Annotated in this window: 10 protein-coding genes; 7 read left to right on the top strand and 3 right to left on the bottom strand. The window is 41.8% G+C overall.

The window, feature by feature from the left end; genetic code table 11:
* Positions 1-230: 230 nt before the first annotated feature.
* Entirely contained in the window at positions 231-4922 is a 4692-nt protein-coding gene (locus tag KA713_15200) for a hypothetical protein (GenBank protein ID UXE65798.1), read from the bottom strand.
* Positions 4923-5391: 469 nt separating this feature from the next.
* Between KA713_15200 and htpG the strand changes: the two genes are divergently transcribed.
* Together htpG and KA713_15190 are read left to right on the top strand one after the other, a co-directional pair.
* Complete coding sequence (gene htpG / locus KA713_15195; protein ID UXE69152.1) at positions 5392-7284, top strand: molecular chaperone HtpG; 1893 nt, start codon at positions 5392-5394, stop codon at positions 7282-7284.
* 50 nt (positions 7285-7334) lie between these two features.
* The gene (locus KA713_15190) at positions 7335-7754 is read left to right on the top strand and encodes a retroviral-like aspartic protease family protein (GenBank protein UXE65797.1); all 420 of its coding nucleotides are present in this window, start codon (positions 7335-7337) and stop codon (positions 7752-7754) included.
* A 9-nt stretch (positions 7755-7763) separates the two neighbouring features.
* Here KA713_15190 and KA713_15185 read toward each other — a convergent pair whose 3' ends face one another.
* Positions 7764-8045, bottom strand: coding sequence for a response regulator transcription factor (locus KA713_15185; protein UXE65796.1), 282 nt, complete (start codon positions 8043-8045; stop codon positions 7764-7766).
* Positions 8046-8052: 7 nt separating this feature from the next.
* Here KA713_15185 and KA713_15180 point away from each other — a divergent pair, with 7 nt between their 5' ends.
* The 5 genes from KA713_15180 (at position 8053) to KA713_15160 (ending at position 14185) form a co-directional block, all read left to right on the top strand.
* Positions 8053-8820, top strand: coding sequence for a gliding motility-associated C-terminal domain-containing protein (locus tag KA713_15180; GenBank protein ID UXE65795.1), 768 nt, complete (start codon positions 8053-8055; stop codon positions 8818-8820).
* Positions 8821-8828: 8 nt separating this feature from the next.
* Positions 8829-9734 (top strand): type IX secretion system membrane protein PorP/SprF, encoded by a 906-nt coding sequence (locus KA713_15175; GenBank protein UXE65794.1) that lies wholly within the window; start codon positions 8829-8831, stop codon positions 9732-9734.
* Positions 9735-9868: 134 nt separating this feature from the next.
* Positions 9869-12388 (top strand): zinc carboxypeptidase, encoded by a 2520-nt coding sequence (locus tag KA713_15170; protein UXE65793.1) that lies wholly within the window; start codon positions 9869-9871, stop codon positions 12386-12388.
* A gap of 457 nt (positions 12389-12845) precedes the next feature.
* The gene (locus KA713_15165) at positions 12846-14030 is read left to right on the top strand and encodes a glycosyltransferase family 4 protein (GenBank protein ID UXE65792.1); all 1185 of its coding nucleotides are present in this window, start codon (positions 12846-12848) and stop codon (positions 14028-14030) included.
* On the top strand, positions 14027-14185 hold the full coding sequence (locus KA713_15160) for a hypothetical protein (protein UXE65791.1): 159 nt from the start codon (positions 14027-14029) through the stop codon (positions 14183-14185). Before KA713_15165 ends, KA713_15160 begins: the two co-directional genes overlap by 4 nt.
* Positions 14186-14262: 77 nt before the next feature.
* On the opposite strand, the gene KA713_15155 is transcribed toward KA713_15160, so the two are convergent.
* Positions 14263-15015, bottom strand: a complete 753-nt coding sequence (locus tag KA713_15155; protein ID UXE65790.1) for an arylamine N-acetyltransferase — start codon at positions 15013-15015, stop codon at positions 14263-14265.
* Between the last annotated feature and the right edge of the window lie 40 nt (positions 15016-15055).

The raw sequence follows: 15055 nt of genomic DNA, 5'->3' as shown, positions 1-15055 counted from the left end.
CCATTTCGTTGCTGCCCCATTTTTCAGCTACGCGCAATCCATTGATTGTTATAAAGACCAGCGTGACGATGGCTTCCGGTAAAAATTGTTTTGAAATTTCTCCTGCCTTCTGTGCTTATTTTAGTGCTTGCATTAAGACACGTTGAATACAGGTCATATTTTTCATCTACCAACGCCCACTTTTTTATCCATGCTGAGCCAACTCTCCAGCTGTGTTTACCATCATACACTTAAAACCCATCATCCTCCTTCTTCTCTTCTTTTTTCTTGTCTTTCTTTTTTGCTGAAGAAGTTCCGCCAGAGAGGTCATAAGGTGCTTCAATTCCGTAGTAGGTCAACCGGAAACGGTTCACAAAAGCAAGGGTTTCATCATCGCTGCCGGGAATGAACGCCAATTCACCAATCTTGGCTTTGCTGGCGTTGGTCTTTTTGGTGATAATGTCATTGAAAGCAGCATTGGATGAATGCACCATCAAGCGGTTGTCTTCAAAACCAAAATAATACCATGCCTCAGGTGAGGCTTTAAAGAATACATGAAATACGGGCGCACCATCTTCGTTCTTTCGGATTTCCATAAATCCTTCAAATGATCCGTTGATATCAATGCGTGCCATGTTGCTAATGCCCAATTGCCCTTCACTGAAAAATGCTTTACGGTCTTGCGACCACTTTAAGTTTACATTGGAGAACACAATTGGTTTAATCATTCCCGGTACGGTAGCTAACGAAACATAACCTTGCTGTGCGCGTGTCTCATAATCTTTGGTGATTCGTTCGCCTACCAAATTGGCCATTTTGTAAAGCAATTCGGTTTGATCACCCAATCCTTCTGCAGCGCCTTCGTTTTTGATTACTTCTTCTAAGTTAAGTGCCATTACTTGGTAGGCCGTTGGGGGAATGTTCATGTCTGCTTGTATGAGCGCATTCATTTTGATGTCGTTGCTCACCAAATTGCCTGAGCCGATGGCCGAAGACAAGAGGGAAAAACTTTTGTTCTCGCGGAAGAATTTAACAGGGCCTTCAAAGTTTACTTCTTGTTTGTCTTCATTGTAGGCGAAAACTTTTCCTTCCAGTTTCTCTCCGGCTGCTTTTTTGCGGTCTTCAATTTTAAACTGCCCACTTTCCTTATCAAAGAAGAGCGACCCGCTTGGCAAAAAGAAGTCATCGTCTCCTTCATCTTTTTTATCGTTCACAAAGGTGATGTACAAACTATTGTCTTGTGCAAAGTGCAATCCGGCCATGGCTCGCCTTCCTTCTTCGGTTGTGGCTTTGTCAAAGTCTAAATAAATATCTTTTTCATCTCCACTTTGGTTGTAGCTCAGCCAAGTATTATAATTTTTGATTTTCTTCAAATCTAGTTTTACAAAACCTTTCAATTGAAGAGCGGGGCGTGTGGCATACATGGTCATGTCGCCTTTGTAAAAAATGCGGGGAGCCACTTGAATTTTTTCGGTATCAGCCACAACTCCCTTGCCCACCGTTTGTTGAGCAGTGGCACCTTTGTGTTGGCTTTTCCTGCCTTCCTGCACAATTGGCTCCAAGTGAAAATCTGTCACCTTGATATCAAAAGTGTCGTTGGCTGCATTGATGTATTTGTAGGTGGCATAGCCAGAAAACTCTTTTCTAGAGATGATATCCACCACACCATTGGTTAATAAGTGATAGCCGTTGAGTGTATCAATCACAATGGTGGTATTTTTCAGTTGACCAATTTTTGCATTTTCTAAAATCAATACTTGGTTGTTTTCAGGTGTGATTTTTGCATCGGCTACTACCATGAATGGAATACCACTTACTTTCAATTCTTGTTTTTGAATATCGTATTCCGCCTTTTCTGCATTGAAATGGAGCGAATCCAACTCTTTGCGAGTGGTATAGAAATAGGAGTTTTCGAGTGGCACATCTGCTGCTTTCGTCATCACAATTTTTTGTGTTGATAAATCCCAACGGGCATTTGGTAGTGAGGTTTTGAATTCAGTGAAAGGAAATTCAAATGCTGCTACCCCTTTTACTTCGGGGCTGATGTTGACAAAATTTCGATCCAAATCGAACTTTAAATTTATATCGTTTCCGGCTAGTGCCGGCTTGTCAGGATTCCCGGTTTTCACTTCAAACCGCGCATGGCGGGCACCAAAATCGTTGGAGTTGAAGTTAAACTCACGTGAAGAAACAGTTGAGCCGCGAGTGGTCAATTTTCCGCTTCCATATGTACCTGTTTTTGTTACTGTGACAATACCGTTTAAAGAGGCGGTGTTATTGTAGAATGCAAATGGCTCCTTTAGGTTTTTCATCCTAAACCGATCTTGCTTTGGAAACCATTTCATTTGATAATCGCTCACTTTCATTTGTGGAAATCGTACTGAGCCTATTTGCTTTTCACGAATCACAGCCTCGTTCCCTTTCGCCAATACAGAGTCTACGTAAAAAACAAAATCGTTCGACTTTACTTCCGCTGCCATATACTCAATTTTTCCGTTGGCACGAATGCCCTCGTTATCTAATTTTATATTGCCTTGCAACTTTGCATCGCTTCGAAACAAACGATACCCCCCTTGGGGTACCCGATGAGTAAGACCCATGGATCCACTGCCTATGGTGCGAATTTTTTCTTTGAAATTTGGAAACATACCGCTGGATACAAATGTACCGTCAAAATTCATGGAATTTGGGTTAGCATCGTCCAAGCTATCTAAGCTAAAGTTAGGCATCACGAAAAAAACAGATTTATCGTAAGCGCCATCTAGTATTTCCTGCCGATCGAAATAAATTACGCCTCCGCCTTCCGTTGCACTTAATCTTGGGAAATTTGGTTCTTTGTCGCGCCCAGATTTATTGTCAGGACGATTAATGAATAATTTACCTGATGTTTTTGTGGCGTTAGATTTTAAGTCAATTGAAGCAATAGCCGCTGAATCCGCCACCATCATAGTGTTGTTCACCCGCCTGCGCGAACCGTCTTTTCCGGTAATGTAAAACCGAATTGAATCGATATGATTCAGATCTACAAAAAACCCCTCATAGTTGAACATGAAATCTTTACCGCATATTTCAAAATTGCCCGCGGTTATCGAACCATTAAATTTGATATTCCGATTTTGTAATAAAGTGATCACACTGCTATCAGGTTTAATGATTACGTTCAATGAATCACTCACGTTAAATTCTTCCACACCGTGCACCACCATGTTTCGGTCTTTCAGATTGATGGTTGCGTTGGCGACTGTATCGGCCAACGAGTGGATTTTCATGTTGTCGTAATCGGCATTTCCTTTTAAGGCATTGATCATGTGCATGGATTTGTCTTTCACATGGATTTTTCCGGTGCGCGCATCGTAGAAGATCATGCCTTTCTGCGATAACAAATCAGCAGCCATTTTCATTTGCTCGAGTTTGCGATTGGCTGTCACTAAATCGAAAACAGTAAAATCTTGCGTGTTGAATGTTTTCGCATGTTGCACCACCACGGCCAATGGGTGAAAATTAAAACCTTGGCCGCGCAATTGTTCGTAATCTTCTAATTGGTAGTAATCATTTGATTCAATCACCAAAGGAGATACATTACCGTTTCCATTTACCGCAAGGGTCAGGCTATCGGATTTTAAATCCCAATGGATAGCATCTGGATTTAAATCCACACCAAAGAAAGAAGATGAAAAGGGTGCTTTGCGCAGTTGCGAATTATCTTTCGTAAGGGTCATCTTTTGCTTGCGAAAATCGTATCGCATTTGCATGGAAGGGTGTATAAGCGAGTCGTTGCCTTGATAAATAACTACACGTGCACTGTTGGCCAACACCACCGAGTCGCGAAAGCCAAACGAAAGCGATTGAGCACGAAAACGTTTATCGGCCTCGCCCATAACTTCTAAGGTGGCCAAATCGTTGTTGACTGAATTGCTGTTGATGTTGGAACCTACTAAGCCGAACCCTCCAGCATACTTGATGTTTTGACCAAGCCCCAAAATATTTACATTGTTTTCGTACGAGCGAAAGCGTGGATAGATAGAAGCCTTTTTTGTTTTATGGTTGATGCTATTAAAAGCAAACTGCCCAGGTACACGACCGGGCAATTTGCCCATGTATAGCAATTTGCCTTGCTCCGCTTTTAGCGATGGCTTGGTGGTGTTAAAATTATATTTGTTCAATTCATAGTTTACCGAATCGGCTGCTAAACCAGCCGCTGTCCAATCAAAGTTGCCACCCTCGCCCACAAACAATTTTGATTGCAGCGCATAGATGCCGCGCGTGTTTTTTAATACAGCCGAATCATAAGGAGTAATGAATACCAGGGATACGCGCGAAAAGACAATCGCTGCCCCGAGCACTTCTGGCTGAACAATGGGCTGCCTCCAATTGGGAAGAATAGCCATGGCGGTGTCGGGTTCAGCTGGCGGAACAAAGTCTTGAGAAATATCGGTTGCAATGGCCTTCTCCAAAAACGAAAAGGAATAGTCATCATCGGTGGCGCGTAGTTGAAACGATTTTTGGTAGGTGATAGCGTGGTGCTCAAAGAAATCACGCGATTGTTGAAAAAAGACATTGGCCAAGTTGCTGTTTTGGTTAGCGATTACTTTGTCGACTACGGAAAGAAATCCAGAAAATTTTGACGCGTCTGCTTTTTCAGTATTAATAGCAGCTACTATGGCCCCATAGTAATTGACAAAATGCGGCCGGAGTTTGTGCCCCTTTTTTTTCATCCACTTGGCTTGCCGCTGAATGGTGGTTTGTTGATCGGGGCCAAGGTTTATCCAAAGTGTGCCAAAGGCATCTCCTACGGCCATTGCCTCTTGCGATTTGGTATTGTTGAGCAACACACGGATGCTGTCGGCAAAACTTAGCTGATAGGTTTCTTGCGGAGCACCTTTCTGCGCGAAGGCTGCCCAACCCATTGAAATCAACAATATGGAGACCAGTTGCTTTTTCACTCTTGAACGAATCTGAAATTTCGGAAATAAAACGCAGAAGTTCTAATGAACGCATCGACCATTTCCGTGTTTTTCGGATCAGCTGATTTTGGCAATTAAAAACAAACAAAATCTTTCAATTTGACAAAGGTTGATATTAATTCGGATATAATTATGACCATTCGGGCGTTTCATCTAATTGCATTGCTGTCGGCAGCCTCCTATTGCTGTGCACAAACAAATTGTGGCCAAGTTGCCAAAGTGGTTCAACAATTTAAGCAGTGAATAATGACCTGAACAAACGTAGGAGCGATGCGATCAATCACTGGAATAAGTCGGCCGATGATTTTTTGAATACCCACATACCGCGCCACCGTTGATTGGAACGATAGGATTTCTGCCAACCTGACATTTTTCGCCTTTGGAACAATCCTTGTCTACTACGATTCTTACTAGTTAAAACCCTATAAACAGAATTACTATGGCAGAAGTGGCAGAAAAAGGCAGTATATCCATCCATACCGAGAATATTTTCCCGATCATTAAAAAATTCCTGTATTCCGATCACGAAATCTTTTTGCGTGAGCTAGTAAGCAATGCGGTGGATGCAACCCAGAAACTCAAAAAACTTTCTTCACTAGGCGAATTCAATGGCGTATTGGGCGACCTGAAAATTGAAGTTAGCTTCGACAAAAAGAAAAACACCATCACCGTTAGCGACAAAGGTCTGGGCATGACGGGCGAGGAGATAAAGAAATACATCAACCAAATTGCCTTCTCTGGCGCGACTGAGTTTGTAGAAAAATTCAAAGACAAGGCCGATGCGAAAGACATCATCGGTAAGTTTGGGTTGGGCTTCTACTCGGCTTTTATGGTGGCCGATAAAGTGGAGGTGGTTTCAAAATCGTTTAAAGACGGAACCGAAGGAGCTCGCTGGACGTGCGATGGCTCTACTGAATTTGAACTCACCTCCGATAAAAAAGATACGAGGGGAACGGACGTGATCCTACACATCAATAAAGACTCAGAAGAATTTTTGGATGAGTTTCGGTTGAAGGGCATTCTTGAAAAGTATTGCAAGTTCTTGCCTGTAGAAATAAAGTTTGGAACAAAAGACGAAAGCGAAGAAGATGGAGTTGACAAAGACGGTAAGCCTAAATACAAGACGGTAACAAAAGACCGCATCATCAACAACCCGGCACCTATTTGGGCCAAGGCTCCAAACGAACTGCAAGACGAAGACTACCTTAAATTTTATAAAGAACTCTATCCGTTCAGCGAAGATCCGCTTTTCTGGATCCATCTAAATGTTGATTATCCATTTAATCTGACGGGGGTTTTGTATTTTCCCAAAGTCAAAAACGATTTTGAAATTCAGCGTAACAAAATCCAGTTGTATTCACGTCAGGTGTTTATTACCGATGAGGTGAAAGACGTAGTGCCTGATTTCTTAATGTTGTTGCACGGTGTGTTGGATTCACCCGACATCCCCTTGAACGTTTCGCGCAGCTATTTACAGAGTGATTCAAACGTAAAAAAGATCAGCTCACACATTACCAAAAAAGTAGCCGACAAACTGGTGGACATGTTCATAAAAGACCGTAAAGAATTTGAGAAGAAGTGGGACGACATCAGCGTTTTTGTTCGCTACGGCATGATCAGCGATGAAAAATTCTACGACAAGTCGAAAGAGTTTTCATTGTTGAAAAATGTGGATGCCCACTATTTTACGCTGAATGAATATGCTGACAAGGTGAAACCCAATCAAACCGACAAAGATGGCAGTGTAGTTTATCTGTACACAACGGACAAAGGAAAACAAGACGCATTCATCCAAGCAGCTAAAGAAAAAGCCTATGATGTGCTGATGATGGACGGTGTATTGGACAGTCACTTCATTGGGAACTTAGAACAAAAACTAGAAAAGACACAACTCAAACGTGTGGACAGCGAAATCATCGACAAGTTGATTGTGAAGTCAGACGCGGTGGCGAGCGTGTTGAGCAAGGAAGAAGAAGAGCAAGTGAAAGGTATCTTTGAAAAGGCCATCAACAACAAAGCCATGACGTTGGCCATCGAATCATTATCGCCAAACGATTTGCCAGTAACCATTACCATGAGCGAGTGGATGCGAAGGATGAAAGACATGGCACGTACGGGCGGAGGTGGAGGCATGGCCTTTATGGGCAGCATGCCTGATAACTACAATGTGGCCATCAACGGCAATCATGGCATTGTTCAAAAGATACTGAAAGCAGACAACGAAGAGCAAAAAATCAAACTTGCCAAGCAAGCGTATGACTTGGGATTGCTTTCGCAAAATATGCTTACAGGGGCAGACTTGACTAGCTTTATTAAGAGAAGTGTAGAGTTGGTAGGTTGATAACGTCAAGCTTTTATTTGAGTATCTTTGCGAAATGAAAATAAGTTTTTATGGGACTGATACGAACAGAACTGGAAGTCGCTAACTGGAGTGATATACATTTAAGCAAAAAGGGAATCATACCAAAGGAGAAAGTAAGAAAGATGAATGTAAAATTCCTTGTTGATTCTGGAGCGTACATGATGGCAATAAATGAAGACATTGTTGCCCAATTAGGGCTTGAAAAAGTAGATTCCCGTTTAGCTGAAATGGCAAATGGCGAAGTGATTAAGCTCGATGTAGTTGGCCCATTGGAGTTGCGCTTTGGTACTAGACGTAGTAGTGTTGATGCCATGGTTCTCCCAGGCAACTCAGAGTGTTTGTTAGGAGCAATCCCCATGCAAGATTTAGACTTGGTAATCTTTGAAAAAGAAGAAAAGATAATGATTAATCCAGAGCAACCGTATATTTCAAAAAAACCTTTGAAATAGAAACACATTTTACACCGATTTACTATCGCGTGCAATCTTTAACAGAGATTGCACGCTATGTGCATTGAATTTACGAAATAGATTTTTTCGGTGTGTCTCTACCGTGAGCGGACTCAAAAATAATTTATCAGCGATCTGTGGCCCGGTAAGCCCATCAGATAGTAGTTGTAATATTTCTTTTTCTCTGCGAGTAAGCAATTGTGCCTGTTGGGAAGTCGGTCTTCCGGACTGAAACTGTTCCAGAACTTTCTCGTTGGCCGCTTTACTTAAAAATAGTTTTCCCTTTAACACTAGCGCCTTGCTTGCCCCTTCCGGCTTTTTAATTTATCAATGGTCGAATGGGCAAACTACACAAGGTATATCGGTATCTACTGCGGGCCCTTACTCAGTGGTGGTAGGCAATGCCGCAAATTGTTTGTCGACTGCTTCTACCGCAACTACCATCGCGTCTACCGGTCAGCCATGCACCGGGGGGCCAACAATAGATCCCAATAATAAACCACCTGTTATTGTTGCTGCCAAAGTGAACACAGCCATTGGCGGAAAAATAATCTTATCATTGGCGGAATTGATCAGCGACCCTGACAATAGCATTGACTTTACCACGCTGAGAATTGTTCAGCCACCGGCTAGTGGTGCAGTAGCCACCATTAACGCTTCGCAAGAATTAACCATTGACTACGGTGGCATTCAGTTCTCAGGTCAGGAGACACTTACCCTGCAAGTTTGCGATGTCAGTGCCAGTTGTTCGCAGCAACAAATCATCATCGATGTAACAGGAGAGATCAAAGTTTACAACGCCATATCTCCAAATGGTGATGGGTTGAATGATGCATTGTTTATCGAATATATTTCCATCATTGACGAAGCGAAGAACAATACGGTTCGGATTTTCAATCGCTGGGGCGATGTGGTGTATGAAGCGGAAAACTATAACAATACGACCATCGCTTTCAGGGGCTTAAGTACCAGCGGAGATCCAATTCCCTCAGGGACTTACTTTTATCGAATTGATTTTAGAAGTGGCATTCCAGTAAAGACAGGTTTCTTTTCACTCCGTAGATAGAAAAATTTATGCAACGACTACTTGCCATCTTGCCGTTTATTCTTTTTGCTGTTGCGAGTTCCGCCCAGCAAGATCCACTTTATTCGCAATACTTGAATAACCCGGTATTGCTGAACCCGGCAAATGCAGGTTTGAATAACCGACTGAATGCAGTGGCAGGTTATCGTTTACAATGGGCGGGTTTTGATGGCAGCCCCACCACGTTGAATTTTAGCACCCACACTTCGTTGGTTCAAAATAAAGTAGGCGCTGGCATTATGGTGGTTCAAGACAAAATTGGCGATACAAAAATTACGGAGACGAGTTCGCTCTATGCGTATAAAATCGAATTGAATGATGATCGGGTATTGTCATTCGGCTTACAGGCCGGCATTATAAATTATCGTAACGATGCCGCAAACCTGAACCCGAAAGACGCAGGTGATCCGCTTTTTGGCTTTGTGAATGAAACAAAATTTAATATTGGTGCAGGCGTTGTGCTCAAGAGTGAACGGTTTATGGTTGGGTTTTCAGTGCCGAGGCTGACGCCAACAACAGTAAATCCAAGCGGAACCCAAAATGTGGAGATTTACGGACGGACATTTTATTTAATGGGGGCGTATATGCTATACCTTACAGAAAGCATTCAACTGAAGCCATCCCTGCTGCTGCGAGCAACAGCAAATGCACCGCTCTCCGCGGATATTAATTTCAATTTGAACTTGGAAGAAAATTACACGCTCGGTCTGTTTACCCGAAACTTCAATGTGGTTGGATATTTAGCGCAGATTAATGTCAAAGATTATCGCATTGGGTATGTGTTTGAAGTGCCTACCAATGCTTCCGTTGGCGCGCGCTTCACAACTCATGAAGTAAGCATTGGCATATCACTGGCAGCGTTTGCTTATCACAATAGACAGAGGAGCAATTTCTAAGTTTACCTTATAGTTGCCAAGACTCCGCAAATCCTTGGCGTTTATTCAGAACTGATCTTTGAATTTGTCGTTTTCGCTTTGCGCCTCCCCCAAGATTGCTACTTTTGTGATATTGCAGTTATCCTATCATTTTTATGAAATACTTCTTTAGTTTTATCGCACTGCTCCCTTTTGTTGTACAGGCTCAATCCATCCAATCCCCTTCCGAATTTCTTGGCTATGAGCTGGGGGATCGCTTTACCCGACATCACAGAGTGGTTGACTATTTTAAATATGTGGATGAGGCCAGTGCCAATGTGCTGGTAACGCAGTATGGAGAAACCTACGAAAACCGCCCATTGATTTATACCATCGTGGCGTCACCTGACAATTTTAAGAACTTAGAACAAATTCGTTTGGATAACCTGCGCAGAGCAGGAATGGCTGAAGGCACACCCACCACCAAGGTTGCTATTCTTTGGATGAGTTTCAATGTGCATGGTAACGAGGCCAACAGCATGGAAGCCGCCATGAAAATTTTGTACGAGTTGGTGAATCCTGCCAATGCAAAAACAAAAGAGTGGCTAAAGAACACGGTAGTGATTTTAGATCCGTGCATTAATCCAGATGGCAGAGACCGCTATGCAAATTTTTATAACCAATACGGCAATAACCCTCCCAATGCCGACCCACAAGCGCGCGAGCATGCTGAGCCTTGGCCGCGCGGACGGGCGAACCATTACTTGTTTGACCTCAATCGCGATTGGGCGTGGGAAACCCAAATTGAGTCGCAAGCACGCATCAAAATTTACAATCAATGGATGCCACACGTGCATGTCGATTATCACGAGCAAGGCTATAATTCACCGTATTATTTTGCGCCCGCAGCCCAGCCTTATCATGAAGTGATCAGCAATTGGCAGCGCGAGTTCCAAAAAACGATTGGCAGAAACAACGCCAAGTATTTTGATGAGCAAGGCTGGCTTTATTTTACCAAAGAGCGATTTGATTTGTACTACCCAAGTTATGGCGACACGTACCCAACATACAGTGGTGCGATTGGCATGACGTACGAAAAAGGAGGAATCGGTGCAGGATTGGTAGTAACCACCACCGATGATACCCCGCTCACACTTAAAGACCGACTCACCCATCACTTTACTACAGGCATGAGTACCCTTGAAGTTTCATCAACGAATGCTACCAAGTTATTGGATGAGTTCGAAAAGTTCTTTAAAGAGAATTTGAATTCACCCAATGTTCCTTACAAAAGCTACATCATCAAAGCCGATAACAATGCTGATAAACTAATGAAGTTGACCAATTGGCTTAATTCGCATCAAATTCAATTCGGGCATTCTACCACAAAGACTTTGAGGGGATTTGATTTTCAAACCCAAAGCCTGAGTAGTTTTAACATGGCAGCAGAAGACATTGTTGTAAATGTTTACCAACCCAAAGGCCGGTTGGTGACTACATTATTTGAACCGACTTCCAAGCTGGTCGATTCGCTTACGTACGACATCACCGCATGGAACGTATTGTATTCGTATGATTTGAAAGCGTACGCAGTAGCCGAAAAACTTCCTGTCATTAAGCCCTATCAAGCAAAACAAATAGAAACCCCAACCATTTCTCCAAAACCCTACGCTTACATCTTTCAATACAAAAGTTTAAGCGATGTGGAATTTTTGGCAGCGCTCATTAAAAAAGGAGTGAAAGTGCGTAAAGCCACCAAGAGTTTTGCATTCAACAATCAAAATTTTGATGCTGGTTCATTAATAGTAACGCGAGCTGGTAACGAATCGATTAATGATTTTGATAACATCGTTCAAGCAACGGCCAAGCAACTATCGCGCACGATCTATACCACCACTACGGGTTTTGTAGATAAAGGCGCAGACTTTGGCTCATCGGATGTGGGGTATATCAAACCACCAAAAATAGCTGTGTTGGGTGGCGATCAAACCTCCTCGCTCAGTCATGGAGAAGTATGGCATTTTTTTGAACAGCAAATTCATTATCCCATCTCCATCATAGGCACCGATCAATTCAAAAATATTGACCTGTGGAAGTACACTGTTTTTGTTGTGCCTGATGGCAGCTACAGATTGTTTGATGAAGGAACATTAGGAATGATTGAGCGTTGGGTATCAGATGGTGGCCGATTGATTACCATTGCAGGCGCTAACAATTCATTTGCAGACAAAAAAGGTTTTGCCTTAAAAGAATTTGCCAATGACGATGCAAAGAGCCAAGCTGAGAAAGCTGAAAAAGAATTGAAAGAAAAAAATGTTCTGATGCGATATGAAGAAGCCGAACGAAAGGAATTGAGCAACCATATTTTTGGTGCGATTTACAAAGTCACGTTGGATAAATCTCATCCGCTAGGCTTTGGTCTCAACGATCAATACTTTTCATTGCGGACGAATGAATTGCATTTTAGTTACCTCGATAAAGGGTGGAATGTTGGCTCATTGAAGGGAAAGCAAAAACCTTTGATTGGATTTGCAGGACAGGGAGCCAACGTAAAGCTAGAAAATACATTGGTGTTTGGTGTAGAAGACAACGGCCAAGGCCAAGTAGTCTATTTGGTTGACAATCCCTTGTTTCGCGCTTTTTGGGAGAACGGAAAAATGGTTTTTGCCAATGCCGTATTTATGGTGGGCAATTGATTACCGAATTGTTAAGGTAAATTTTGAGGTCAAGATTCCAATCCAACTCACGAGTGTGAGTCTGCAACCGTTTGTAAAGGCAGTTGGTTAGGCTGCTAACTGTAAACCTTTTTTGCTCTGGCGCAATGCCTGACGAATTTCCTTCATCGCTTCTTTTTTGGCGATCAGGTTCTTTTCAGGCTGGTTGAGTACCTCCTTAATGTAAGTGAGTACTTCTTCCATTTGCACCTTGTTCAAAGCATCAAGGCTTTGCAAGATTGCTAATTTTTGTGCTGGTATCATGACAATTAGTGGTTGTCATTACAAAGAACGTAAATTATTTGCCGAATGTTCTACTAACTGCTTATCTATTAACGAAAAGATAACCTCTAGGTAATTTTTTTCTTAAAATCGTCAGATTTCAGAATTTCAAAAAGCACCTTTGCATAACGATTTTTAAATACTAATAATCTATTTTTTGAAAGTATTACTTCTTCATCAGCATTATAAATCGCCTTCCAACGGTGGCGCTATTCGTTCTTTTTATCTGATGCGTGCTTTAGTTGAAAATGGAATTACGCCTGTGGTGATTACCACCCACAATGAAAAGCAATACAAAAAGTCATTCGAAGAAGGTGTCGAAATCCATTTTTTACCCATCGCCTATGACAATAAATTTGCGTTCGCTGCCCGCATCATTTCATTTATAAAATTTACATGGAGCGCCTCCCGGCTAAGCGGCAAAGTAGGACGCTTTGATTTTTGTTACGCCATCTCGGTTCCACTTACAGTTGGGATTGCAGCCATGTGGATTAAACGGATTTACAAAACCCCATTCATTTTTGAGGTAGGGGATTTATGGCCAGAGGCACCCATTCAAATGGGAGTCATTAATAACACATTGTTGCAAAAGACGCTCTATGCACTGGAAAAACGAATCTACCGATCTGCCCATTCCATTGTGGCGTTGTCGCCATCCATTCAAGCTGACATTCAACAGAAAGTACCAGACAAAAAAATATCCCTGATCACCAACATGGCCGATTGTGAATTTTATTATCCGCAAGAGAAGCCCCAATCGATAAATGAGGAGAACATCGATCCTACAAAATTTACGATTGCCTACATTGGTGCCATAGGTATTGCTAATGGATTGGATTACTTTTTGGAATGCGCCAACACATCACGAAAAGCAAATCTGCCATTGCAATTTATTGTAATGGGTGAAGGGGCCGAACGGGCTCGACTAACAAAGGCTGCTGAAAAATTACAACTAAAAAATCTTTTGTTTATTGAGTTTGGAAATCGTGATAAGGTGAGACATGTATTAAGTTATACGGATGCTTGTTTCATTTGTTATAAAAACCTATCGGTGCTGCAGACAGGTTCACCCAACAAGTACTTTGATGCCTTGGCGGCTGGCAAGTTGGTGCTTACCAATTTTGGAGGATGGATTAAATCTGAAATTGAAACTGAAAGATGTGGACTTGCCCTAGATGCACACCATCCTAGCGATTTGGTTAACAAGATTGCTCCTTTTTTAAATGACATCGGTTTGTTAAAACAATATCAGCGAAATGCACGTGCATTGGCTGAAAAAAAATATGCTCGATCAACATTGTCAAAACAGTTTGCAGGTGTTTTTTCACCACGGACCTCATGAAAAAGAAAACGAAAGCAAAAGCGAAACTGAAACAACTTAAGCCAGTTGAGAAATCCAACGTAAAAATCGAAGAGCCAACACCTAATTCCGAAAATCCATTTGACTTTGGTGGTTTGCCGCAGCGTGATTTAAAAAAGAATTTGGGTTGCGGATAAAATTTGGCACAGATTCACAGATTATTTGAATTTATAAGTCAACATTCTATTACTGAAGTCTTTTTGAAAAAGGTTTATTATCTAATTACAATTCTAAAATCCTCTTTTAAATACTTTATCAAATTCTCTTCCGTTTGAATTGGTTTTTCTATTCTCAACTCACCATCCTTTTCAATAAGTTTGTTATTAAAGATTGTAACTCTGCCAGTTTCTGTTGGCTTGGTACAAATTATATTCTTGACAAAGTATGAATTCGGATTAGTTTGCTTGTCCAAACAAATACTATCAAAATCCTCGACCTTAACCACATCTAAACTAAACGTATATCGCCTCGAATAATCTATCCCGTCTGGTGACATTGAAACTACGTATTCTCGTTGATTCCACCTGTCGATTCGAAAGTAATTTCTACCATCAGATTGTACTCCACTCTTAATCTCAATGGGGGTGACAAACAAGTCACCATAGCCTACGTCAACCAAAAATTCTTTTTCAGTTTTAACATATACCGACATGTGATCAAATTTAGGCCCAAGAGTACCGTTCTCATTGAAAATACGTGAAGCTATGATTCTGCTTGAAAAACCTATCTCATTCAAGAGCCAGTTGAATAACAAGTTCAGTTCGTAGCAAAACCCGCCACGCACGTCAGAGATTATCTTTTTATAGACCCTCTCTATGTTCAAGTCGAAGACTCTGTTGTAGTAAATGTCCAAGTTCTCAAACGGAATCAAGTGTACATGCTGCTTATGAAGCCTTGTTAAGACATCAGCTTTAACATCAATAGTGCCAGCATAATTCATACGTTCAAGATACTTTGTTATATTCATAGGTAATCACCGCTAACGAGCAAATCTGTCGCGATTTTAA

Source organism: Chryseotalea sp. WA131a, assembly GCA_025370075.1.
Classification (GTDB): domain Bacteria; phylum Bacteroidota; class Bacteroidia; order Cytophagales; family Cyclobacteriaceae; genus ELB16-189.
The sequence above is the reverse complement of the archived record's forward strand: the minus strand, read 5'-3'. Positions and strand labels throughout refer to the sequence as shown.